This window comes from Cupriavidus sp. GW822-FHT06G04, from assembly GCF_058799075.1.
The window spans coordinates 1-24,099 of the sequence record NZ_JBXALD010000015.1 but is presented as its reverse complement, the minus strand read 5'-3'; the positions used below and the strand labels follow the sequence as shown (position 1 = coordinate 24,099).

Below are 24,099 nucleotides of genomic sequence, written 5' to 3'. Positions count from 1 at the left end.
CGCTCCCACTATGGTCCAAACGCTGCGCGCTCGCCCAACTCCAACTCGATTTCGAGCAGCCGGTTGTATTTGGCGATGCGCTCGCCACGGCAAACCGATCCGGCCTTGATCTGGCCGCCTCCAATCGCCACCGCGAAGTCCGACATGAACGTGTCCTCGGTTTCGCCGGACCAGTGGGAGATAACATAGCCCCAGCCGGCCTTGCGGCAGAGGTCCACTGCGGCGATGGTCTCGGTGACGGTCCCGATCTGATTGAGCTTGATGAGCGCCGTGTTACAGGACTTCTCCTCAATGGCGCAAGCAATGAACTTCGCATTGGTGACCAGGAGATCGTCGCCGACAATCTGAACTCGGCTGCCGAGGGCCGCCGTGTGCTGCCGGAATCCATCCCAGTCGGTTTCCGCCAAGCCGTCCTCCATCGAGACAATGGGATACTTGTGGAGCCATTGCTCATAGAGGGACGTCATCTCGTCGCTCGTCATGACACGGTAACTGGTACGCGACAGACGATAGCGATCTCCTTGGTAGAAGGACGTCGCTGCGGCATCGATCGCAATCGCAATGTCCCGTCCGGGTTCATAGCCGGCGGCCATGACAGCTTCGAGAATAAGCTCGCACGCGTCCTCGTTGTTCTTGAGCAGCGGCGCATAGCCGCCCTCATCGCCCACGCTTACGGTGTAGCCCTGCGCGCAGCACCTTCCCCAACGCAAAGGTTTCCGCGGCGTAACGCAGGCCTTCAAAAAAGGGCGACGCCTCCTGACGAGTGGCAGCCATGGGTTGGGAATCGCCGATTGGAGGCGATAGCAGTTCAAACGAATTCGGGACTACGCGGTGCCCGTTATTTCCGCGCGTGTGCGTCGGGCGCGTGACTCACGGTTAAGCTCCCGGGAGAGCTCTGCGTGCTCCCGCATGCGATAGCTGTTCCCCTTGATGTTCACGAGATGGCAGTGATGCAGCACTCGGTCGATGAGCGCGGCAGCCATCACTTCATCCCCGAAAACAGCTCCCCATTCTTCGAATCCCTTGTTGGAAGTCAGTACGGTGGAAGCGTGTTCATAGCGTCGGCTGATAAGCTGGAAAAACAGCACAGCGCCGCCGTGCGTGATCGGCAGGTAGCCAATCTCGTCGACGACCAGCAACGCTGGATGGGTTAGCACCGTGAGACGACGAAGCAGTTGTCCCGTCGCCTGCGCTTCCTCAAGTGACGAAATCAAGTCGATCAAGGTACCGTAGTAGACGCGGCGGCCCCGCTTGGCTGCGGCGACGGCCAGGCTGATCGCGAGGTGGCTTTTGCCAACGCCAGGCGGGCCGAGCAGGACGACGTTCTCCCTGCGCTCGACAAAGCCGAGTTCGTGCAAGCTCTCGATTTGTTCGCGCTTGATCGATGGCTGAAAGGCGAAATCGAAATCCTCCAGGGTCTTGATAGCCGGGAGCCGGGAAGAATGCATTGCTGCCATCAGACGGCGGTTGTTACGCAGCTTTATCTAGCCATGCGTCCGCTGCGGCACTGGCCTCGCGTTCGATGTCTCCGAACTGGGACAAGAGTCGCTTGCGCGCCTGCTCGACGTAAAACCGATGCCCTTCGATCAGAGACTGGCGATATGGATCCCACATATGGAACAACACCTGACCAGACATACGTTCTCTCCGAGTAACGAGGGATTCAATCTATGTGAACTGCCACTCGTTCGATCCTTATAGTGGACGTGGGGCCTGTACGCCGTTTCCAACACCTCACTCATCAGCGGACCGATCCTGTCCACATACCCGCAGTTGAACCGTTGGTAGCCGAAGTTCTGCATACCGCCCACACGTGTTGTGAATGCGCCAAAAGAAAAACCGCCCGAAGGCGGCTTATATGTGTGATCCAGTGTCAGGCGGCGATGACCTTGCGTCTTACTTTAACGGTGGCGTGAAATCGCTCGCGCGCAGTCTTGAGATGCGAGGAGCCACCACGGGCAACCTCTGCCGATACGGCGTCGTCCCCGTGGATCACACGTTTTGCGGAATGACGAGCCAGCACCGCGGCCACATCCTTCAGGGCCCGCGGAGGAGGCACAGCCGGTTTGGACTTGGTAGTCATAATGTGATGCCTCGTTCTTCCATATAGGAATTCAGTATAACCCACGATGTACTGTCGGGCTGAAGATCGAAGTAGACGTCCATGGCCCGACCGTGCTGACGCCAATGTTCATCCCCACCGTCTTCCATGAACAACTCGTTCAAGGTGGAACAATGCGCCAAGTCCTCCGGAAGCCTCTCGGCGTCCTCTGCGGACAGCTTCGCGTCAAATCCTAGCAGTGGCCAAGTATAGTACCCGTTACGTCCACCGGCCGGACCCGCCGCTTGACATCCCACGACTGCCACGCCAAAACGCGCGACCTCGTGGAGCTCGACGGCTAGGCTGCGTGTTCCAAGACCGTGGCGCTGGGCCGTAGCCCGCAACTCGAAAAGCTGATTCCACATCAGGTAGAGATTGCCTGAATCCGGATCCTGCCACAACACCCGCTCCATTGGCTGCTCGAGCAGTTCGTGCTCGATGCTGAAGAAGAACGAATTACCCTCCCGGTCCAGCATGACGTGTATTTCACTTCCATCGATGGCGCCCACGAACCATGGCACCCTTCCCCTGGGGACTGGGAGCAAGTGTTCCGCCTCTTCATCCATGTGAACGTTCGAGGCGCCAGTGAAATACCTGCGGGTAATCGGATCGGTCATTTTTCTTCGTCGGGCAGCGCCGTCACTGGAGCGGAGCCAGGCGCGAACTACCAGCGCACTGGCAACCGCCAGTGCAGCAAGTCGCAGGATTCGCATACGTCTCCTCGGCAATCGGGCTCGCCGGGATCATAGCAAAGGCAAACGCGAGTTCCATTCAGCGCAGCTTGGCTCGTGGTTGACGCCATCTATATACGCACAACCCGTATCCGGCCATCATCTGGAAGGTTCGCACTTCACTGCTTTGCCGCCTGCATGGGCGCTCGTTATCTCTTCCCTCCGCGCGTCGGGAACCCGCTTAAAAGTATTTAACAAATCACTTTTTGGCAGACTTTCTAAGTTGACCACCCATTTCTTAGCTTCTTGATAATCTTTCTTATCAAGAAGCGAATCCTGGCGGCTGCCGCCCAGGAACCAGCAGACTGCCCCAGAGTTGGTCGTCTCTGCGGAAGCCTCGATTACGCCTTCACCTCCACGGCAGATCGAGAAGTTAGCTTGGACGACCGCGCAGCGCCTGTCGATATGCGTCCACGCCAGCACGCGCTGTCTTGAGCTCCTCCTCCAGAAAACTTACCCGCCCCGCCAGCGTGTCGCGCTCGGCCCGGTAGGCCTGCCGCACGGCGTCGGTCTCCAGCGCCCGCCGGCGCTCGGCCGCGGCCTGCCGCTCGCCCATGCGCGCCAGTTCCTCGGTGGCCGCCTGGAGCGCCGCCACCAGGCCCGCCTCCTTGTCGGCCAGGGCCGCCCGCGCGGCGGCAAGCGCCGCCTGCGCGGATGCCGCTTCGTCCTGCGCCGCCCGGCTGGATGCCTCGGCGGTGGCCGCACGCTCCCGCAACTGCCGATTTTCTTCCTCGAGCGTGGCCACACGCTGAGTGAGCAGCGCCGCCAGGATTCCCGACGCGGCGCCCTCCCCCACCGTATTGCCGCCCGTCGCTGACAACGCCGCGGTTGCCGGCACGGCCAAGCGCGGCGCGCCCGCGCCGGTTTCGTCCAGCGCGACCCGGATCTCCTTGTGCAGGAAAGCCCGCAGGCCGTCGTCCAGGATGCCGCGCCGCTCGGCTTCTACCGCGTCGGTCGGCTGGGCCTTGCGCTCGGCAATCACCGCCGCCACGGTCTGGCCGCTCGGCGACCGGGCGACGCCGGCGGCGGCGAGCAGGCGCCGGTAGACGGACGCCCCGAACGTGCGCCCGGTGATGCGATCAATCGCATCGAAGGCGCGGCGCAGGAAGGCGCGGTTGTCGGCGTGGGCGACGTCGAGTTGCTGCAGCGCGCGGGTGATGGCGAGCAGTTCGGCGTCGGCAAAGGCGGTGGGGGTGCGGGGCATGGGCGAACTATCAAACGGCGTCGAGACGGACGGCTGATAGTCTACCCTTTACTAATACGATTAGCAGTATCCTATACCTCTACGATTTGTCATTATCCTAATAATGACAAATGGATGCCCACAAAGGCTATACTGCACCTGCCGTGAGGCGAAGCCGCCTCCCGCCTTGGCTGGCGGGCACCTGCCGCCGCTTTTGCCCGCCGATTTCGCCGCCGTTGCCGCCTGATGGAAGATCTCCTGCCTACGCTCCCCTCGCTGGACCACCGCGACGCACTACCTAACGCCCTGGCCAGCCCCGTACTGCCAGCCGGCCAAAGCGATGCCCAGTTGGTGCGCACCTGGCTCGACACCAAGTACGCGGCGGGCCTCGGCATTCGCGCCAGCACCCGCGCCCAGTACGCACTCGAGGCGCACCGCCTGCTGTGGTACGCCCACGCGCTCGGCCGGCCGCTGGCCAGCTGGCAGGTAGCGGACGCTAATGGTTACCTTGCCTTCTTAGCCGATCCGCCAGCGCACGCGGTCGGGGACGGCCGTGTGCGGCAGGACAGCCCGGCTTGGCGGCCCTTGCGCGGCCCGCTCTCTGAGGCGTCGCGGCGTCAGACTGCCACCATCGTGGGGGGCCTGTTCGAGTGGCTGGTCGGGGTGGAGGCGCTGCGCGTGAATCCGTTCCAGGCGGTGCCGCGCGCTCGGTCGGCGCGCGGGCCAGGCTCGCAGCGCCGCTTCCTAGAGGCCGAGCAGCTAGCGGCCGTGTTCGACGCCGTCGAGGCGCGACCGGCGCCCACGCTATGGGCGCAACTGCACAAGGCACGTGACCGCCTGCTGCTCGCCCTGCTGTTCCACACCGGGTTGCGCGCCTCCGAGGTGACGGCGCTTACGTGGCCGGACTTCGAGCGTCAGCGCGGCAGGCATGGGGATTTCTGGACGGTGCGCATCCGCGAGGCCAAGGGCGGCAGTGACCAGCTCGTGCCCTGTGATAACGTCATGGCGGAACTGGCCCGCTTTCGCCAGCTGGTGGGGCTCTCGCCCGAGCCGCGTGCCACCGACACGATGGCCGTCGTCCCAGCCATGGCCGGAGGCCGGCAGCGCCTGGCCCCGCTCACCGACACGCTCGCGCTTCAGCGCCGGCTTAGCCGTCCGGTACGCACGCGCCAAGGCCTCTACACGATCGTGCGGCAGGTGTTCGAGGCCGCAGCTGTTCGGCTAGAAGCATCTGGATACGCCGAAGGCGCGGCAAACCTGCGGGCAGCGTCCACGCACTGGCTGCGCCACTCACACGCCACGCACCTGCTGCGGGCCGGCGTGCCGGTAACCGACGTGCAACGCACGCTGCGTCACCGCGATATCAACACGACGCGACGCTACACCCATGAGGCGCTGGAGGATGTCGCGCGCAGCATCGGCGGCAAATTACCGGCGGTGTAGGGTCGGCCGACTTCGCTGTGCCCTCCCCCTTCACGAGTTCCAAGGGTCTTGGGCGGGCGCGATGCCGATATCGTAGGCTTCCAGAAAAGCCGGCAGCAAGGGGAACTGCGCTAGCGGAATTGGCTCTCCTTGCGCCACGATGCGGACCCGATCGAAAATCGCCACGCTAGCTTCATTGGCAAAGCGGGACGTGAAATACAGCCCGTCAATGTCCGGGTAAGCCGCGTGGATGGCGGCGCTCCACAGGTTCGGACCGCGGTAGTCTGCCGTCGACAGAATGCGGTTGTCCATTCCAAGGTGAAAGTGGGGCTGCGTGAGGTCGGCCAGGCGCAGCGGGCGATTCGTTGCGGTGCCCAGTCGGCTTACGCAGCGCAGCGTCAGCTCCGCTTCGTCGAGCAGCAAAGGTAACGACTCGCCCTGAAATCGGTCCCGGACCACCGCTTCGGCCATACATGCCGCAAAACTCGGGGACGCATACAGGACGCCAAACGTATCGTCGGGTGCGTCAAAGCGGTAGGGTTGCCCTCCCGTGGAGCGGCGGTTGTAGTGGATCGGCCCGTAGACGCCGCGATGGATCCGCCACAACTTAGTTACCCCCGGGTCGAGTTCCTTCACCGGCATGACGCGGGCAGCCAAATCCTGCGGAGGCACCGGGCAACCCAGCGCCTCCGCTGTCAGCACCGGCATCAAGCAGCTCCCTGCTCGCCGGCGTACCGGGCGTTGATGACCTCGACGAGTGGCGCGATGGGCCGCGCGGCGTCCATCACCCAGTCCATCGGCCGTGCACCGTCAAGAACTTCCAGCGGGCGCTGCATGAAGTGATGGACCACCCAGCAACTGGCCTTGGCCGCGATAAACGGGGCGAGCACGGCTGCCAGTCGGCTAGCCTCGGCATCAAACTGCCATTGGGGGTAGCGCAGGCCGCGTTGCTTGCCTGGGGGCACCAGTGCATACAGCTGCCCGCTCAAGCGGGCTTCGTTGATCGCGCGGTCGGAGCGACCCGCGTACGCTGCCGCATCGCGTAAGGATAGGTTTTCCGGCTGCTGCAGCTCCTCCAACGCGTATTGGCGGCCGCGCTCCCGAGCAGCTTGAAGCGCATCGACAGGGCCATTCTGGGTGGTCGGCTTCGTGCCAACTTCGCCCAAAGCTTCCGCCGCGCCCAAGATCAACCGGTCCAGGAACGCGACCGTCATCTTTTGACTGTGCACCTCGTCCCCTGCCAGCTCCACGACTCGCTCTAGAAGCTTGTCGGCAAATATCCTGCGCCCGGCGTCCGTTGGCACGACGGTAGTTCTCGCTACGCCACTCGAGCCAGCGGCTTTGTAAGTGATCCTGCGATTCGGAACGGGTCGGTTTTTCGTTTCCATGCGAACATGATAGTTCATGAATTTCATGAAAGCAATTCTTGCCTGCCGATTTTCGTGGGCGTATTGCGCTTCGTTCAGTATATAAATACTGTTTGCCCTCGCCCTCTCGGCGCAGCGCATCGTACGAGGAAGGTTCATCGCAATGGCATGAGACGCTTCGGGCAACGGTAGCCCCGTTGCTGTGGGCCGCTCCGTGGTGTCATGACCAATTGCGCTCGCGCGTCCGGTGATCCGTTGCCAATTCGGCGATACCTCATCGCTCGATCATCTAACGCAGTTCCTATCCGTCGCGCTGCGACGAATTCTGGTCCGAGTGCTTCGGACGCGGGCTGGGTGACGTCTGCATGTCAATACGAATAGCAGCCGCGAATTCGCCTATGTTTGCTTGGTCGGTCTTTACCTGTTGTCGCCAGCGTACCTCTTGCCCTGCCCTATTGCCGATAGCTGCTATCACTGCTCACTTGGAACGACTGCCGTGATCAGCTAGGCCGCGTAGCGCACGGTAGGGCGAAACGAGCTTCTCCATGGCCTTTGCGCAGTTTTAGCAGCAGGTCTGTCCTCTTGATCTGATTGGTGAGCTGGAATCCCAAGAAGCCCATGACCATGTTCGCCACGGTGGGCAGGACGACTACGTAATCTGTCAAATCGGACATATGCCCGTCTCATGCGGCCGCGCTTAAATAATTTGCATTGATTTCCGGGCGACAGAAACGCCCGGATCGGCATTCAACAAGGCGTGAAGCCTTGATCTGCCAAGGCTTGCCGGACTCCCTATGGCTTCGATCTTCACGGAAGCCTCGTCGTGATCTAGGCCCACTCGCGAATGTCGAAGCGGGCCGCGAAAATGCCTAGTGGTAGGCAAGTTCCAGGGTAACGGTGACAGTGGGATCGATCTCAGGCACGTGGGCTTCCCGGTTTGGAAGGTTCGAAATCGAGCGTCACGCCGCCGTCCCATTCGAGCGTAACCGTGGCATGGCAAGTGCTGCAGTGCCCGGCGTCGCCATCGTGGGTGTCATCGTCAAAATGAACCTGGCCGCGATGGTCGCAGGCAGAGCAACGGTAGACGTACAAGACTTGGTCGGGCATGAAGCTTCCATTCGAAGTCGTCACAAGTTATGCAGCTTACTGCTTTTCAGGCGGGGCCTGGTCGAAGGACGGGCTCCGTGTTCGTTCGGAGATTCTTTCAGCGCAAAACACACCCTAGGCCATGGCATGAGCATTGTTCGTCGTGTTTGCCGCGTTGGCTGACCTGCGGTCGCGCAGCATCGCTCGCAACGCCGATAACGTCGAAGCCGCCTCCTTTCCCCGTTTCTCGAGCCGGCCGCTTGCTCTCTGGGGAGCAGCGTAGACCTCAGCTTTCTGGTACGCACCAGCGTGTAGTCGCCTTGCAAATTCGGCGAGGGAAGTTCCTACCAAGCGGGAAGTGACCGCACTTTGGACCTCGGTGACAAGCACTGAGCTTCCGTCGCTTTCGACTTCGAAATGGTTGCCTTTTTCGTCCACGAAACACTGCCGCGCTGCCCCTGCGAGTATCGAACGCACGAAATCGCGGTCCTGCACTTGGATTCGGGCTTTGTCTTCTTTGAGTGCCTTTGCTTTGCAGACAGCACTGAAATCGGTGCGGGCGGTGAGTAGGGCAAGCAGATACGCTTTTGGCACGCGTGCTTTCGCAAGACTCTCCCATGTCGCGCTTACGACATCTGAGAGAAAGTGGCCTTGCTCTTTAGCCTTTCGCATCAACCAAAAAATTAAATTTACATCAAGACCCAGGCCGCGCAGACGTGTCAGGTCCTGGGGGAGCCGATCCTGCTGTCTTTTTTGAAAGGAGTATGGGACACGATCTTCTGTAAACAGGACTCTCGTTTTGAGAGACGGTTGCGCCATAGAAGAGGGTGGTGGAACGGCCGGCTCGCCGAGCTGCGCTGTGTCGTCCTCGCCCGTACCCGTGGTTTCTTCTTCTTTTCGCGAGCTTAAGCCGAGCATCTCCGTCGCTTTTTCCGTCAGGTAAATGTAGGCTCCTGCGAATCGGCCAAATCGCTTCCGAACTTGAACGTCGACGGTAATTAGGCCCAAGTCGAGCAGTTCTCGTTGAGCACGGTACCAAGTAGCCGGCGACATTCCGGTTTCGGCACAAAGCGTTTCCCGGTGCTTAAAGATCTTACCGGTGGGGTCATCGTTATTCGCCGTGCGGGCGAGGGCGGCAAGAGCTGATCGGGCGCTACGCCCGATCCCGACGATTCGAGTTGCGCGCTCGACTGCTTCGATAGTCTTGCGTTTGAGGCGCTTGGGCGCCGGAGCAATCAGAGCGTCTGTCTGGTTAAGGTGTTTTTGTGGGCGAGCAACATCCTCGCCAGCAACGGAGCGTTGCGCGAAAGTCATATGACCTTCCCATTCGTAAAAAATGGTTGAAGTCGCTTGACTCAGGTTCGCGTTCCGCTACACTCCGACTAACGAATCCATGTCGAGTGGCTTCGGTGTGTAGCGGCCGGGAAACTGGTCAGCTTGAAGTTCTCAAAAGCCCACGGTTGCCGCCGTGGGCTTTTGTTTTTGTAGGATTACAGTCTAGACATGGCTTAAAACCTCGATTCGTAGTACGAAGTCCTTAAAAAACAAGCACTTAGCTTTTTGCGTCTTCCGACGCAGCTTTAGCTAACCCTTCCAGATGTTCGCGAATGGCCGATTGGGCCGCTTCCGCTTCTTCCTCGCTGCGGAACTCAATGCGCATGACTTTCTTTGCGATACGAACATCGCACCAAGTCGCCTTTCCCGCCTTGATTTTGAAGCCGGTAGATGCGGCAGGCCTGGTCTTAACCTGCTCGGCCTTAGTCATCCGTACGGCCTGCTGTTGATCGATCTTCTTCTCGGCCAACAACTTAACCGCTTCGACGACCCGATCCCCGCGACCGTCTTTGGTCGCCCTTGCCAACTCGGCGCCAGCATTCGACCCGAGCAGGTCTGGGCGGCTATCGAGAAGGCTTAGGACCTCGGGAGGCAAGTTCCGGAACGACAAAATCTCTGAGAGAGTCGAGACAGGTACACCAGCCTGTTCAGCTATTGCGGCTTGAGTCTTGTCTGGGCTGCGAAGCAGCAGTTCGTCGAACTTCCGAAACTTCTCGAAATCCGTTAAATCTGACTGCATAAGGTTCGCGTAGAACGCGCCCGTGTCAGCCTCGTCTGAACTAAGTTCGCCGAGCACGCAGCGTATGTGATCGCGCCCAAGCTCGCGGTACGCGTCTGTCCGGTGATGCCCGGAGACAATCTCGAAGCCTCCCGCAGGCCGAGGGCATACAATCACAGGATGAACGAGCTTGTTGTGCCTGAGGTTTTCCCTCAATTCGACATACTTCTCGGGAGGCATGAAGCGTCTGCGGCCTGGGACCTCATGCAGTTGGTCGATAGGCACATCCACTGCGCCGCCGCTGACGCGGGCCGACTCAAGTTCTGCTCTTAGTTGCGCGATCTCGTTAGCCTGTCGCTCAACCTTCCCTTGCATATGCATTAACTGACCGGGCGCAGTTCGCGGCGCTTGCGGACCGCGCGCAGCGGCTTTCTCCAAGTCTTCCGCCGTGACCTTGATGTTCCCAGCCTTTGCGGCAAGCTTTTCTCTCAAACTCATTCTTCAATTCCTTGCCAAAGCGCGCTGACCTTGTCGTCCACATAGTCGACAAACTCATCGCAGGGTTGGCGAATGCGTCGCATCGTCTCGGTGTTCGCCTCGCTAGAGGAGAGGTCATAGACCGTGCGAAATTGAATGCTGCTGTTACGGGCGAGGTCCGTCTCAGGGATCTCAATCGGCAGCACGCGCGACCCATAGACGCCGCGAATCCAGTCTGCCACCAGGCGAGGAGCGTTCTTTTTCTCCATGCGTGTCATGAGAACATCGAGAAAGTCGAACTCCTTTTTAGATCCCTCGCTCTGCTCTTCCATGCCTGTTACTAGGTCCGAGAAGAGTTGCCAGAACTGGACCATAGACGCGAAAGCCAAGGTGTCCGGGACCACCGGTACGATGACGCCATCGGCAGCGAAAATCGCGTTGATGGTCAGGTAGCTGAGGGTAGGAGCCGTGTCGAGGATGATGTAGTCATATTCGTCTTTCAACGAATCGAGGCCGTTACTTAACACGCGCTCGAACGGAATATGGCCTTCCTCTGCCGTCGCCCGAGCCGGAAGCATAAACTCCGCGTTGAAAAGCTCAGTAGACGAAGGAATCAAATCCAGGTTAGGCCAGTAAGTCTCCTGAGGAAGCCCTCGCATATCGAAGGACTCGCCCGCCAAATACGCCTCGATGAGCGGCATAATGGTGTTTTCGGACGACACCTCGGCATGTGGATTGATGCCATACAGCGTGGTTGCGCTTCCCTGCGGATCCAGATCAACGTGGCACACCTTCCGACCTCGCCGCAGACTCAAGCCCTGGCAGAGGAGGGTGGACATAGTGGTCTTCGTGACACCGCCCTTGAAGTTCGCAACTGCAATGACTTTACCTGGTCCCCTTCGCGGGACAGGCTTAAGTTCCGCTCGGATCCATTGCATTGCCTCGCTGAGGCTGAAATAGCGCACTGCACCGGGTCGCGATTGCTGGCCCTGAGGGAGATCCCCCTTTTTGAGGGACCGGTTCATCCGCGTTTTGTCGATGCCACACAATTCTTGTAGGCGGCCAGACGGGATCAGCGGGGCTTCCTTCCGAGGAAATGGCTCCAGCATCTCATCCCGAATTTTCTGCAGCATCACCGCGGAGAGATTTGCCAACTGCTTCAAATCCTCAGGCGTCGTCTTGCTGGGGTGGGCTAGCTTGATATCCATTCGGTTCAAAAACCTTTAAGCTGTTCACCGGAACCGCCGGTGGATCGTGCAACCGTTTTCGGCAAAAATGACGTCCGCGGTTGCGTTGCCGTGAAGGTTAGCGGCCCTTAGACGTATACGCAAGTTAACTTTGTGCCTGTTGTACCCGAGAGATCGAGCTGTTCCCCCGGTACTTACGGGTCGTTGTTAAAGTAAAAGGCGAGGAATTCTACGAAAGTGCCATATAACGCACAAAGAATGCGCGCCTCAGGAAGTAAGGCTTAGGCCAGCCTCAAGGACGAAGCGCGAGGTCGGGTTCTTCTTCGCCGTTGAGATAAACAGGCAATCCCTGGCGCGCGTGACGGCGACGTAGAAGAGGCGCCTTTCTTCGCTTTCTGGGCTTTCGCTGTCGGGAACGATTGTCTCTTCGGCTCGGACTATGGCTACGCTGTCCCACTCCCGTCCTTTTGAGGCGTGCATGGTGGTTAGCACGAGGGCGTCGGCGGCGGGTTCGTTGTTTCTCCGTCGAAGATACTCAAGGCGGGCCACGAATGGTCCGTTGAGCTGGCTGAGGACGTCGTAGCAGGTGTTGATGGCACGCTTGCCGGCGTCCTCAGTCACATACTTGAGCATCCATTCGCGGACCCCATCCAACGTCAGCGCATGGAATTCGCGATCGTATAGGGCACGCCATTCGGCGAGTCGTTTCAAGAAATCCCTGTACTTCTCGGCCGTCTCCTCTGATATTCCCGATTCGACCAGGTCCTTTTTGCGCGGGGCAGAGATCAACTCACCCTCGGCGGCTTCCTGGGCGTGAAGCTGTTGAAGCTCAAGGGTTCCGATGCCAGAGTATCCAAGTAGAGCATCGACACCAGTCAACTTTGCTCGCTGTATAAGCTCCAACATATCTCCCATCAGTGCTGCCTCGGGACGATCGAGGATCGATTTGCCGGCGGCACGGTAGTACTTCACTCCATGGGATCTACACACCGCCTCTATGGGATCAAGAATGCGATTAGTCCGAGCGAGCACCGCGGCGGTCTTCCCAGCACGAATCGCCGGCGCCAGCGTTTCAACTACGGCAACCGCTTCCTTGTACTCGTCGTCGAATCTCTTGAATTCGACTGAGCCGCCGGAGCCCCGATGTGCCAACAGGTCCTTCGAAATCCGCTGCGCGTTGTTACGGATAATTTTGTCAGCGGCACTCAGAATCTCGGAATGAGAGCGATAGTTCTTGCCGAGCACGATAGCGCGAGCATCAAACTCCTTGATGAACGCCTCCATGCCCTGATAGCCGAGGGCGTCACGAAAGCCAAAGATGGTTTGATCATCGTCCCCGACGACACACACAACAGAGCCGGCCGCCGCATGCAATGAAGTCCACCGCGATTGCAGGCTATCGCAATCTTGATATTCGTCGACCAGCAGGTGGTGAACGGAGTAGGGCCGGATGCCACCCGTTAGCATGCCGGCCACCGCCATGCGCAGCATGTCCTGAAAGTCGATCTTCCCGTTTCGTGACAAAGCGGCTTGGTATGCCTCGAAGATCTGTGCGTCTACAGTACCGGGCTTCGGATCGTCCAAATGATGCTTCGAACGTTCTATGGAGGCCAGCGCATCCTCCACCTTCCAATCGATGCCGCGCTCCTGAAGGATCTGGCCAACGATCGCTGCGCGGACACCGTCGGTGACGATGTCGTTCAACTTGCCTCCATTCTTGCCCAATTGCTTGTATGCGAGTGAGTGAAAGGTGCCTGCGACCAGCCGCTTTTTTGCCGTAGGACCCGCCAATTTGAGAATCCGATCGCGAAGCTCAATCGCAGCATCCTTGCTAAAAGTGACCGCACCTACGGTAAGGGCTGGGTTGCTCAGAAGCAACGCGGCTTTGGCGGCAATCGTCGCTGTCTTCCCTGCACCAGGCACAGCGACGGCCACGCAATGGTCGCGGCAGTCAACGACTTCCCGCTGGGACGGATTCAGCTTTTCGAGAACTTCTGCGAGAGACATAACTCGGTGTGGCGAATGCCTGGGATGGTCATTGACCGACTTGGTCGGACTTGGTGCCAGCAACGAAGAGGAAGTGCCACCAACTGCCTGTTGCTTGACTTGTGCCGTTATGCAAACAGGCACCATGTAAGACTTAGCCCCAATTGGTGGCACGTGCTGACACAATGTCCGACTTACGCTGTGGGTAACTCCGATCCGTCATCTGGCACCTAATGGCACCACGTCCAACCATGTCGGATGGCGACGGACTTGGTGCGACCATAGTCGCGCCGGAAGCACTAGATGCCGCGCACGGTTGTCATGAGCTTCAGGTGCGTCGTGTAGCTGCGCAGGCCCAAAGGCTGGAACTTACGCAAGAACCGCGACACCTCTTCATTGACGTCGCTCTGGTCGCGGATGCCGTTCCACACCATGAAGTCGAACTGGTCCATCGTCTGGTCGAATTTGATCAGCACCTGCAACGCCCGCACCGCGAACCGGGAGTACGCCTGGACCTCAAGGGAGACCGACGGGCGCTGGATCGTAGGTACAAATACGATATCCCCGGCCCCCCGCATCTCGGTTTCGCGTTGCTCTCGGTATGCGCTGGCCACTCGCACCTGCTCGTCCACATAGTCCTCGAGCTTCGACAGTTCGCGTTCCAGGAACGTCTCCAGTGTGGACAACTCCGTTCGCGTGAAGGTGCTCTGGCCGAAGCGCTGGAGATTCAGCGACATCCTGTTCATGTAGGGCCACCATTGTTCGAACAGGGGTCGCAGGCGCGTGTGATTCAGCTTCAGGGCGACAGACACGACGGCAGCGCCCGCGAGTTCGCGGTCCAGGATCTGCAGGCCCAGCTCGCGACGCCGGCGGATGATTGCCTGGCGCTGTTCCGGCTGAAGTTCGCGAAAGAGCTTCCGGGTTCGCTCGACCTCAGCCTTGCGTTGCTCATGATCGGCCGGCGAGAGCAGCCCCTCATTGCGCAGCGCATCGGCGGACGCGTCCATCTCGTTGAGCTCGTGCTCGACGTCCCCGGTGCTGTCGATGGTTCCGAGCGTGCTCGGGGTAGGGGAAGCCGCTACCGAAGCGTCAAGGCTGCTCTCATCGGCGGGGATCAGGTCGGTCGTGGTCATGATTTCTCCGTTTGGAAGGCCATCCACATGGCCTCGTCGTAATTGAGTGGCCGGACTATTTGCCGACATGGAACGACGCCGCGAGGCGCCAGCAAAGCAGGCCCACCAGGCACACCACATAGGTCCACCAATTGGCGAGCAGGGAAATCGGGAGAAGCAAAGCGGAGGCTCCAATCCCGAAGCAAAGCATCAGGCCGTGGGCTGCGACATGGAATGACACGGGATTGGCGAATCCCGCGCTTGCAGCGTGGATCTTTCGCGATACCGATCCGTCATTGAAAATCGCCAGAATCAACACTGTCGCGCCCAAGAGCCAGTGGTGGGCAACCGCGGAACGGTATAGCGCCCGATAGATGGTCAGCCAGAAGTGCTGCATCCAGCCGCGGCCGAACGTTGACGCGCCCCCGTCCGAGAAAGCAGTTGGGGCATCGGAACCGGCGAAGGATGCTTTCACCGCCCCAGAGTCGATGAACCACTCGCGAAAGCGAGCGTTTGCCGATGCCACCGCGATATCGGCCTTCTCCGTCCCAAGGACCCCTTCCACAGACGCCCTTTCGGAACGACTGATTTCGAACGCTGTCTGGTCCTGAATGAATGGCGCCAGCGTGCAGATCATGAGTGGCGAAATAATCAGCCAAAGACGGACGTGGGATGCGAATCGGCTACTTGCCATGGTTCAGATCCACCGCAGTAGCAGCAGGACGGGGAAGCTGGGGATCGCAACAAGCGCGGCCCAGAACACACCCGGCTTGGCGAGAGAGATGTTCACAAGCGCGAAGCAAGGTGCGGCCTTGGTGGCTGTGAACGCCTCAGGCGGCGTCTCGTCCGGGTAAGCATGCGAGACCAACCAATCTTGCATGGCCAGCGCCAGGGCCGGGTCGACGTTACAGATGCGTGCGGCCACCATAGCCGGAATACGGCGAAGCCGCTGCCCGACCCAGCGGGCGTCAGTGTGCAAAGTTGCCAGCGACATCGTAGCTCTCGAAGTAACGGGAGAAGGCGTATCCGGTCAGCACCCGGGCCGCGAGTTGAAACGCAGCACAGCGCTGGGAAACCTCGCCGGGGACCGGCTCGTCAACGACTTGGCAGACGTAGCCCGCCAGCTGCCGTTGCTCGAATGCCGGGATCGATTCGTGGAACGGGTACCAGACGTTGTACTTTTCGCCCTTGAATGCGGCATAGCGCTTGTTGTACAGGTCATGCGCGCGCGAGAAGAGGCCCTTCATGAACGCGACAGACGGATCACCATGCTTGCGCGCGGCGCGCCATGCTGCGATGCCGTCCGTCAGCATTTCTTTGATCAAAGGCTCTTCCCGCACACGGTAGTTCGTGCCGATGTAGTCGACCACGCGGGCACAGATCTCATCGAGGTCCGGAGAGAGGGTGAACACCGGGGAGAGCTTCGCCGACAAATTGTGTTGCTTGATAACTTCGCGGAACAGGCTGCTGCGCATGGATGGTTAGTCCTGAATAATTGGAATACGACCTTGGTAGACGGCGCCGCCGGATATCCGTAGGAAGTACTGGAGGTTCGGCAGTTGCATGACCAGGTCATGCGGAATCAGGGGTACCTTTTCAAGCTGTGCGGATCGCGAAACGGAGCCACTAAATTCACCTACGTGCGCTTCCGTGCCGGTACTCGTGCTGCTGGAGATCACCAGGTTGCGGATAGCCGTCGTCCCGGCCTTCTCGGCGAACCACTGCGCGGTGTCGATGTCTTCCAAGCGTAGAACGATCTGGTTGTTCAGATTGCCCAAAACCTGCTGCATTTTGGCCACGTTTCCAAGTTTTGCCGTGAAATCGGAACGCGTCTGGTAAGCAACGAACGCCTTGAAGCCTGCACCACGCCCCTTGTTGAGAAGCTGGAGCAACTGCTCGTTGATGGCCTCAGCCGTTTCGTCAACTTGAAGGACGATCTCGGGAGGCTTCGCGTAGAAGTTGTAGATCGCGCCAGCGACCGAAGCGATGTCCGCGAGCAGCATGGACATCACCGCTTGCGCGACCATGGAGTTCGACAGGGAGTCCGCACCGACGTAGAGCACGGCCTTCTGTTTGATGACCTTGTCGATATCCCAGATTTCTCTATCGTCCTCGAAGTCATCCGCTTTGGGCGCTAGCATGAGGCCGGTCTCGCCGGTGGCCAGCATCTGCAGGAGGGGCAGGGCAGAGGCGATGATACGGCCGTAGTGGTCTCGATCGTGTTGAAACGTCGAGATGAGACCGTCGATCGACTCGTGGCCCTTGCCCAGATTCGAGAAGCGGTCGATATACAGTCGAACCATAGCGTCCAGACGGGTACCGCCACCTTTCTGACCGACTTGCTGCATGTATCCGGCGACCTCGTCTTCCCAGTCCGTCATGCCGGCTTCGGGGAAAAAGCGCTGAAGCGCACGCTCGAGCAGGTTGTTGATACCGTTCTGTGCGTATTGGAGGATGGAGCGCAGGTTGGGCTTGTCGCCGACGTAGAGCTCGCCTTTGACAGAACGATCGATGAACAGGAACGCAAACTGCCGGAACGGGCCTTCCTCCATGAGCTGGGCGACGCGCGTGGGTATCTCCGACGGTTGCGACCAGTTTTCCAGTGGATTCAAACGGATGGATTGGGACGGCGCCGCCTGCTTCCAATACAGAAACTTCCGACCCGTACGCTCGCATTCTCGCCGGCATCTTGCGACCCACTCGACGTCGTTCTTCGGATCGATCACGATCAAAACGTCATTAGGGTTATGAATAACCTGCGTGGAAATCAGTTCGAATGTGCGCGTCTTGCCCGCACCGGTGGTGCCGCTGATGGACGTGTGGCCGCCCATCGCCTTGTAGTGAAACGGCACTGGCTGCTTCTTGGTCTCCAGACCCGCAATCCAAGGTTTGCCTTGAGGCGAATGGTCCGCAATGCTGTTGGCGGGAGCAAAGGCCTTTTCGATGGCACGTACCGTTTCGTTCGGCAACCATTTTGGCAAGCCGGGAATATCGGTGGACGGCATGCGCAGAATATCGTGCGCAAGTTGACAGTGCTTCTGGGTCCATTCGTAGCCGGTGCCGAGGTACATGGCGTCCACGTCTTTGTCCTTCGAGCGGAGACCGCGGCTGGCATCGAGAAGATCATCGATCTTGACCACGGTAAGCCACTTGGTGGAAATGGCGAGTCGGAATCTGAGGGCGCGCCAAACCTGCGCGGACCGTAGCAGTAGGGCACATAGGCACAAGAGCGCGAAATAGCCAGCGTGCGGCATGCCGCTCAACAGAATCAACAAAGCTGCGACGGTCCAGCCAACGGCCGCGCGAAATTCGTAAATGGGCCGGAAATGGTTGATGTAGTGATTCATCATGATGCAGTCTCCGGCGCGATGAGACGTCCTACTTCGTCGACCAACAGAATATTCTGGCCATCGACCTTGTATAGGTGCTTGCCCTTTCGCAGATGCTCGACAAGGGTGTCGGACGCCAGGCCAAAGTTGCCGAGCGAGCGCTTGCTAATCGAGACTTTGCCGTCGATCCGCGCGACCTTGGCTTTGCCGCTGGCAACGTCCTGGGCCAGCGCCTTGAAGAACTCCCGCATCAAGTTAGAGCTGCCGGCCAAAGCCTTGAAGGGATCGTCGGCGGATAACTCCTTGCGCAACGAACGCGCTCCGTCGAGCTGAACCACATTTCGCGCCGCCGAGGCATCCGAGGCCGTGGCATCCGGCGATTCGACCTGAGCCTGCGAACCAAGGCCCGCGGATTCCGCTGGCGAGACGTTACCCTTTCCGTCGGCGTGCTGCGTGGAAGTGGCCGGCGGCGGCGCCGGCACCGGTGCGTCAGCCTGAGCCAAGGACGGATTGACAGCCTTCTCCAGCCTCTCGGCTGTCGGAACGGGCGTCGAGTCCGGGGGGAATTCTGCTTTTCTGGCCTTGATCTCGAACTGGGTCAGTGTGTCGATGGATTGCCGTACAACCTTATGCAGCAGCGTTTCGAGTCCGGTCGGTCGAGGATCCGGATTGATCGCACCGAAAAGCTCGGTGAGCACCTGGCTGTCGAAGGCACTTAATCGTTCGCTACCAAGAATCTCGCGCGCGAGAAGTGCGGTGCGCATACGCTCAATGGGCTGGATAGCCTCGCGTCTCGTGACACGGTAATTGCTTGTGCCGACCCAGGGACCGAAGGCGCCGTGGGCAGCGGGGATCCACTCTGCACCATCGCTGTCGCGATAGAACTGAAAGTGACGGCACGGCTCGTCGAGCCGCGAGCAGCACGCTGCAAGGAAAAGGGCGTAGAGATACTGAGGCTCGAGCATGCGCCGGCGCTCAGACGGCTGGTCTGCACCGAACTTCTGCGCGCCGGACAGGCGCATCGCAAAGTACGCCGCTTCGACCGTAGCGCGGAATGCACCGCCCGGTTCCGCATGTTCAGCGAAGCGCAGGGGCATACTGGAAAACCAGTCCGCGCACCGCGTCAGAATGCTCAGCCACTTTACGGCGAACAAGTCGCCGGACACCTCGTTTGCATACTGCCGAATCAACGCGATCCGGCTCTCGTGAGCTGACAAAAGCGCTGCTGCCGGCATCGAGGAATGGGTGTGCGTACTCATTATTTCAACTTCGCAAGGAACTTGCCGATGCCGCCGGCGGCCTTGAGGCCAACCCGCATGGCCCCACCGCCGCTGATGCCACCACCGGAGCCGAAGATCGCACCGGCGATTTTAGGAAGCTCGAAGGCGACAAGAATCATGAACAGCGCAATGCTCATGGCATACACGGCACCAGCCAGCGTCGCTGTGCCGGCGCTCTTCTGATCGATAAGCGTGGACACCAGTGCACTCGAGACGAGGCGAGCCATCACAGCGGCAACGACCGAATACATCGATGCGCCGATCATATAGTCCAGCCACGAAGAGAAGTAGCGACGGCTATAGTCGGAGAATCCGAGGGCGACTGCGATAGGTCCAATTACAATTCCGATGGCTGCCGCAATCTCGCCCAGGGATATGAAAAACGTGTAGAGAAGAGCTGCGAGGGCGCAAAAAACGAACGCAGCCAGCAACAGCATTCCAGCAAACGCTATCATCAAGACGTCTGAGATACCGCTTGCCGCCTTCATAGACTCAATATAGGAATCAATGAATCCGGCGCCGACGGAAGCGAGCGTCATCGCAGGTGACATCGCTTGTGTGCCTGCGATTTTGTCGGCGAGATGCTGGAAGTATTCGTAAATGCCAGGCCCGAACTTGTCATATCCGGTGTAGAGGGACGCGAAGATGCCAAGCATAAGGAGCGTCTCGAAGACCTCGGTCCAGGCCGCGACAGGTTGCGACGCCGCGGCGAAACGAATTCCAGCCAACGTCAGCGAAATGACGGCAAGCCCGAAGGCGATCTTGTCCGCGTCCGGAGTGAGGGTCTTGCTCAATGTGGTGGCGCCCCCGATCAGACCGGTACGGAACGATTCGAACTGGCTGAGCCAGCTCTTGAGCGATTCACCAATCGATCCCGGCTGCGCGAATAGCCCGGGCTTGCCACCCTTGTTCGGGGCAGTTTGCTGTGCGGTGTCGGTGCCCGCTTCAGGGGCGGACGCTTGTGCGAAAGCCGGCGGCGAATGCAATAGAAGGGCCGTCAGAAGCAAGACGATGAAGCGGGCGATCTGCATAGTGTGTGACGGTCAGTTGGACTGCAGCTTGCGGGAGAAGACGCGGGCCCGGAGGTTCTTGAGCTCTTCATCTTGAGCGGCTGCCAGTGATCGCATCGCTTCTGCGCTCTGGGTCTCCTTGGCAACGGTCTGTTGGTCCCGATCGGCGTCGGCCTGGGCACGCACACTCATGAGCTGTAGCAAATCGGAGTTCTGGCTCGCCAATACGTCGAGCATCTGGTTCGTGGTTTGCGCGGCAGCTTGCGCGGTTGCCGAAAGCTTGATTTGCGACTGGATCTTCTGGCGGCGCTTGGCGACCGATTGTGTGTTCTTGAAGATCTGCTCGCCCAGGCTGAAGAGCGCCTTGGCAGTTTTGTCGCCGTTGGTCAGGAGGGAGCGCTGATCTTCGAACCACTGTTCCTTCGTCTTGCCGGACGAGACGACCATGCTCTGAATCTTCTTCAGATAGTCGGCGTTGTCGGAGACGGTGCCATAGAGGTCCTTGAGCGTGGTGCCGTACACCTCGTACTTTCCGATCTCGTCTTTGATGCTGTTGAACTGCTCGGTGATGGCCTCTGCATCCAGACCTGTAGCTTGCAGCAACTGATTCGCCATCATCTGGTACTGGTAGACGATGTTGGTGTTCTCGTACACCTCGGACTTGATGGACTGCAACGCCGAGATCGTGGTTTGCACCAGACCCACCCAGTCGGTGACGGGTAGGGCGGCGTGAGCGGGGGCGGCGCCGAGCACGGACGCGGCGACGGCAAGGTTGGCGATCCACTTCTTCACTCTTATATCTCCCTGTTTAGGCTGCGCGCGCGAGCATTTCGCGCACGTAGCGGTCTTGCCAGTCGGGCTCGCCCGACGCGTAATGGGTGTCGCAGATGGATTGCGCCACACCGTCCGAGCGCAGCATCGCCACCATCTCGTCGTTGAAAGCGGTCTGGAGCATGCGGGTCTGGACGTTGGTGATCCAGAGGTAGTCACGGTTCGGTACCGCATCGGAGATCATCTGGATCTGGTCTTTGGTCAGGCCAAACATGTCTCCGTAAAGGTCCGTGCTCGTCTTTGCCTGGCTGTTCGGCAGATAGATCCAGTTGGCGATGTTTTCCTTGAGGATTTCAAAATTCGCCACACGCGCGATTTGCCGCAGGGACTGCGTCGCCGCCCAGATGGCTCCGTTGAGCTTCCGGATGGTGGTGATCCAGTCTTCGAAACGCTTATAGAAGCGCTCGTTCTGAAAGAAGAAGCCGCATTCCTCCACTTCGATGACGGTGTAGCGGATGCCGTCCATCGACTGGCTAATCCGGTAGAACGCATAGTCGGTGAAGAGAGCTGCCGCCCGAGGAAACTTCTGGAACAGTTCGCCGCACTCGATGCAGAGGTTGTCGCTCACTGCGAACGCATCCTCGACGTGATCAAAGAAGTGGCCGTACTGCCCGCCCACCAGCCAGATCTGAAGCCGCTCGCGCAGATCGGCATGGAGCATCGTGGAGAGGGCACTGAGGGTCCACCGCTCGCGGGGATAGCTCGCGAGCAGCTTCACTGCCTCGAACATGTCCTGACTCTGTTGCGGAGAAAGGGAGAAATCGTCGTCTTCGAGGGCCAGCGTTAGCCATTCGGTGACGTAGGTAAAGCTGCCCGGGTCGGCGAGCAGAGACAGCGGATTGACCGGTGTGCTCGCCTGGAACTTGCCGGTTACGTCGATGAATGCCCCCCCGCTCAGCAGCGTGGGGATACGCGTGGAGCGGTCTTTGTCGAAACGGATGCGACGCGCCTTGTGCCGATCCGCCTGCGACACTAGGAAGTTGAGGAAAACTGACTTCCCCGCGCCGATGGGCCCGATTACAAACAGGTGTCCATTGCCGCCTGGTTGATGCATATCGACGCGCTGGCCAGTCCGATGACGGGTGGGCAGGCAGGTGAGTGGCGGCACTTCCGTGCCTGTCTTCTCCGACAGCCAGTCGTTGCGCGTCGGACCCTCGAGCACCGACCGTACAGGAGCAATGTCGGAAACCGCGGGTGTCTCGACAAACTGCAAGCGTCGCTGGCGGTCCCAGCGGCCGGGCAGCGTGCTGTTCCACGCCGCCATCAGATTGGTCTTCTCCCGAATCGCGCCAAAGCCAGCGTTCGTCAGTGTTCCTACCACCTCGCTGACGGCATCCTCGCATTCCGCCTCGGTGTCGGCGTAGACGACTATGGAGATGTTGGCGAATCCGTGCTGTACGCCTTCAGCGGTCAGTCGCTTTAGTGCCTTGCCCGCTTCCTTGGCGAGTTCCTCCCGCCCCTCGTCATTCTCGTTCTCCTCCTTCGACATATATTGCTGGACCATCGAACGGAGGTTGACCGCCGCCATCTTGTAGAAGCGGCGCACCTTCTCGATATAGGCCGTTGCCCGGGCGGTGTCCAGAAAGCGGTACATGATGCAGATATCCAGCTCGGCGTCGACTTGCAGCAGAGTGTCGAGCGCCGCTTCCTGGAAGCTCATCCATTCCTTGACGGCAACGATAGCGGCATAGCGTTTGCCATGTGCGGATTCGAACAGAAGGCGCTCGGAGCCAACCGTAATTTCCGACTCACTCAGATGGGTGTCGAGCATCGTTACCGGGAAACGGATGCGACGCTTCGGCACACTGGGGTTGGCGACCTGGTGGAGCGCGGCGTAGCTGTCCTGCATCGCAAGGCGCGTTGGCTTGATGCGCGGAATCCCACCGGTAAATGCGTCCAGCATGGCTTCGAAGCGCCGCGTGTCGGAGCGGATTTTCTCCATGTCGAAGGCGAACGCGCTGCGGGCAAGGACCGTATCCTTGGTCGCTTCGAGCAGGGCGGCGAAAATCGGCTTACCGCCCACGGTCATGTGATGCCCAATCTTCTCGAAGAACTTGGCCACGCCCGTCTCGGGGGTATAGGCGATGCTCAGCGAATGCGCATTGCGGTAATACCTGCCCGTGGTCATGTGGGCGCGGTTGAGCGCGTCGAGACGTGCATCCGTTCCGTTGCTGAACTCGCCGTCGACGTATCCCTTGGTACGTCGGTGCGTCAGGCGCCACCAAGCTGTGATGCGGTTGTCAAAGGAGCGGCACGCTTGGTCGAGCTGGTCTCGCGCGGAGGTGATGTCGCTCGCGTCCGCGCTATCGGCATCCACACCACGGAATTCGTAGTTAGCGAGCAGTGATCCGTCCTTGTTCAGGATGAGCTCGGGAGTAATCGAGGTGAGCCACGGCGCGATTTCCGCCAGCGGCCGTCGTTTCAGCTTCAGCATGGCAGGTCGCTGTCAAAGCCATAGGGGCGGCGGAACACCGCGTGAGACTTGCCGTGCCATGGCAGCGACTCGTACAGGTCTCCGTACTGGTTGTAGACGTTCAGGATCTGGTTCCACCACGGATCACGACTCGTCAGCCACGCCAGCAGTGCGTGGCTGCACAGGCCATAGACGAAAACTGCCAGCGGGATTTGCCAGCCGCTCCGATATGTGACGTAGATCAGGAGCGCGACAATCGTCCCATTGGCGATAGCCAGACTTCGTACTGCGCCAGCGATCAGGCGCGGCATGGACAGGCCGATGCTTACGTGGTGCTTGCGCATGTCAGAAACCGACACAGGAGGCGATCAGGCCTAGCGACTTCAGGATGGAAGGGGCAGCGGCCGCTAGACCCACGCCGACGCAGGCGCCGGAGATAAATTTGGAGAGGGACTGTTGATGTGCACGCAAAACTGACCCACTGCCGTACGTAGTTTTCATCGAAATTTGACCCACGTGTTCCAATGCCTG

At 59.7% G+C, this 24,099-nt stretch carries 23 protein-coding genes and 1 pseudogene; 1 reads left to right on the top strand and 23 read right to left on the bottom strand.

What is annotated here, in order from left to right:
• Nucleotides 1–8: 8 nt before the first annotated feature.
• The 5 genes from AC1RKI_RS26470 to AC1RKI_RS26450 all read right to left on the bottom strand — a co-directional run bounded on the left by AC1RKI_RS26470 (nt 9) and on the right by AC1RKI_RS26450 (nt 4,036).
• Nucleotides 9–668, bottom strand: a complete 660-nt coding sequence (locus AC1RKI_RS26470; protein WP_227461531.1) for a phosphopyruvate hydratase family protein — start codon at nt 666–668, stop codon at nt 9–11.
• Nucleotides 669–824: 156 nt separating this feature from the next.
• The gene (gene istB / locus AC1RKI_RS26465; protein ID WP_238487049.1) at nt 825–1,457 is read right to left on the bottom strand and encodes an IS21-like element helper ATPase IstB; all 633 of its coding nucleotides are present in this window, start codon (nt 1,455–1,457) and stop codon (nt 825–827) included.
• 13 nt (nt 1,458–1,470) lie between these two features.
• Nucleotides 1,471–1,638 carry a hypothetical protein gene (locus AC1RKI_RS26460; RefSeq protein ID WP_227461530.1) on the bottom strand — a complete coding sequence of 56 codons (168 nt, stop codon included), beginning with the start codon at nt 1,636–1,638 and terminating at the stop codon, nt 1,471–1,473.
• 441 nt (nt 1,639–2,079) lie between these two features.
• Nucleotides 2,080–2,718: a hypothetical protein gene (locus AC1RKI_RS26455; RefSeq protein WP_227461529.1), complete on the bottom strand. Its 639-nt coding sequence runs from the start codon at nt 2,716–2,718 to the stop codon at nt 2,080–2,082.
• 487 nt (nt 2,719–3,205) lie between these two features.
• Complete coding sequence (locus AC1RKI_RS26450) at nt 3,206–4,036, bottom strand: hypothetical protein (protein WP_011239987.1); 831 nt, start codon at nt 4,034–4,036, stop codon at nt 3,206–3,208.
• A gap of 225 nt (nt 4,037–4,261) precedes the next feature.
• On the opposite strand from AC1RKI_RS26450, the gene AC1RKI_RS26445 reads away from it, so the two are divergent.
• Nucleotides 4,262–5,458 (top strand): tyrosine-type recombinase/integrase, encoded by a 1,197-nt coding sequence (locus AC1RKI_RS26445; protein WP_008649488.1) that lies wholly within the window; start codon nt 4,262–4,264, stop codon nt 5,456–5,458.
• Nucleotides 5,459–5,488: 30 nt separating this feature from the next.
• Here the strand turns inward: AC1RKI_RS26445 and AC1RKI_RS26440 are convergent, their stop codons facing one another.
• The 18 genes and pseudogenes from AC1RKI_RS26440 to AC1RKI_RS26355 all read right to left on the bottom strand — a co-directional run.
• Nucleotides 5,489–6,145 carry an RES family NAD+ phosphorylase gene (locus tag AC1RKI_RS26440; RefSeq protein WP_008649485.1) on the bottom strand — a complete coding sequence of 219 codons (657 nt, stop codon included), beginning with the start codon at nt 6,143–6,145 and terminating at the stop codon, nt 5,489–5,491.
• The gene (locus AC1RKI_RS26435) at nt 6,145–6,852 is read right to left on the bottom strand and encodes a hypothetical protein (protein ID WP_008649482.1); all 708 of its coding nucleotides are present in this window, start codon (nt 6,850–6,852) and stop codon (nt 6,145–6,147) included. The genes AC1RKI_RS26440 and AC1RKI_RS26435 overlap by 1 nt, the downstream gene beginning before the upstream one ends.
• 867 nt (nt 6,853–7,719) lie before the next feature.
• Nucleotides 7,720–7,911 carry a hypothetical protein gene (locus AC1RKI_RS26430; RefSeq protein ID WP_080710358.1) on the bottom strand — a complete coding sequence of 64 codons (192 nt, stop codon included), beginning with the start codon at nt 7,909–7,911 and terminating at the stop codon, nt 7,720–7,722.
• A gap of 114 nt (nt 7,912–8,025) precedes the next feature.
• Nucleotides 8,026–9,204 carry a helix-turn-helix domain-containing protein gene (locus tag AC1RKI_RS26425; RefSeq protein ID WP_008649479.1) on the bottom strand — a complete coding sequence of 393 codons (1,179 nt, stop codon included), beginning with the start codon at nt 9,202–9,204 and terminating at the stop codon, nt 8,026–8,028.
• Between the two features lie 238 nt (nt 9,205–9,442).
• Nucleotides 9,443–10,441, bottom strand: coding sequence for a ParB/RepB/Spo0J family partition protein (locus tag AC1RKI_RS26420; protein WP_008649477.1), 999 nt, complete (start codon nt 10,439–10,441; stop codon nt 9,443–9,445).
• A complete protein-coding gene (locus AC1RKI_RS26415; protein WP_008649475.1) occupies nt 10,438–11,628 on the bottom strand; it encodes a ParA family protein in 1,191 nt (396 codons plus the stop codon). Before AC1RKI_RS26415 ends, AC1RKI_RS26420 begins: the two co-directional genes overlap by 4 nt.
• Before the next feature lie 246 nt (nt 11,629–11,874).
• Nucleotides 11,875–13,614, bottom strand: coding sequence for an ATP-dependent helicase (locus tag AC1RKI_RS26410; protein ID WP_008649473.1), 1,740 nt, complete (start codon nt 13,612–13,614; stop codon nt 11,875–11,877).
• Between the two features lie 278 nt (nt 13,615–13,892).
• Nucleotides 13,893–14,726: a hypothetical protein gene (locus tag AC1RKI_RS26405; RefSeq protein WP_008649471.1), complete on the bottom strand. Its 834-nt coding sequence runs from the start codon at nt 14,724–14,726 to the stop codon at nt 13,893–13,895.
• Nucleotides 14,727–14,781: 55 nt separating this feature from the next.
• Nucleotides 14,782–15,399, bottom strand: coding sequence for a DUF4400 domain-containing protein (locus tag AC1RKI_RS26400; protein WP_008649469.1), 618 nt, complete (start codon nt 15,397–15,399; stop codon nt 14,782–14,784).
• Between the two features lie 3 nt (nt 15,400–15,402).
• On the bottom strand, nt 15,403–15,699 hold the full coding sequence (locus tag AC1RKI_RS26395; RefSeq protein WP_150982632.1) for a hypothetical protein: 297 nt from the start codon (nt 15,697–15,699) through the stop codon (nt 15,403–15,405).
• Nucleotides 15,674–16,180, bottom strand: a complete 507-nt coding sequence (locus AC1RKI_RS26390; RefSeq protein ID WP_008649465.1) for a hypothetical protein — start codon at nt 16,178–16,180, stop codon at nt 15,674–15,676. The genes AC1RKI_RS26395 and AC1RKI_RS26390 overlap by 26 nt, the downstream gene beginning before the upstream one ends.
• 6 nt (nt 16,181–16,186) lie before the next feature.
• Nucleotides 16,187–18,052 (bottom strand): conjugative transfer system coupling protein TraD, encoded by a 1,866-nt coding sequence (traD, locus tag AC1RKI_RS26385; protein ID WP_008649464.1) that lies wholly within the window; start codon nt 18,050–18,052, stop codon nt 16,187–16,189.
• The gene (locus AC1RKI_RS26380) at nt 18,052–19,293 is read right to left on the bottom strand and encodes a TraI domain-containing protein (protein WP_008649463.1); all 1,242 of its coding nucleotides are present in this window, start codon (nt 19,291–19,293) and stop codon (nt 18,052–18,054) included. Before AC1RKI_RS26380 ends, traD begins: the two co-directional genes overlap by 1 nt.
• On the bottom strand, nt 19,293–20,345 hold the full coding sequence (locus AC1RKI_RS26375; protein ID WP_008649461.1) for a TrbL/VirB6 family protein: 1,053 nt from the start codon (nt 20,343–20,345) through the stop codon (nt 19,293–19,295). The genes AC1RKI_RS26380 and AC1RKI_RS26375 overlap by 1 nt, the downstream gene beginning before the upstream one ends.
• A gap of 12 nt (nt 20,346–20,357) precedes the next feature.
• A complete protein-coding gene (locus AC1RKI_RS26370; protein WP_008649459.1) occupies nt 20,358–21,116 on the bottom strand; it encodes a TrbJ/VirB5 family protein in 759 nt (252 codons plus the stop codon).
• Nucleotides 21,117–21,132: 16 nt separating this feature from the next.
• Nucleotides 21,133–23,589, bottom strand: a complete 2,457-nt coding sequence (locus AC1RKI_RS26365; RefSeq protein WP_008649457.1) for a VirB4 family type IV secretion system protein — start codon at nt 23,587–23,589, stop codon at nt 21,133–21,135.
• The gene (locus AC1RKI_RS26360) at nt 23,583–23,912 is read right to left on the bottom strand and encodes a conjugal transfer protein (RefSeq protein ID WP_008649455.1); all 330 of its coding nucleotides are present in this window, start codon (nt 23,910–23,912) and stop codon (nt 23,583–23,585) included. Before AC1RKI_RS26360 ends, AC1RKI_RS26365 begins: the two co-directional genes overlap by 7 nt.
• Nucleotide 23,913: 1 nt before the next feature.
• A pseudogene (locus AC1RKI_RS26355) lies at nt 23,914–24,099 on the bottom strand (hypothetical protein); the annotation flags it as partial.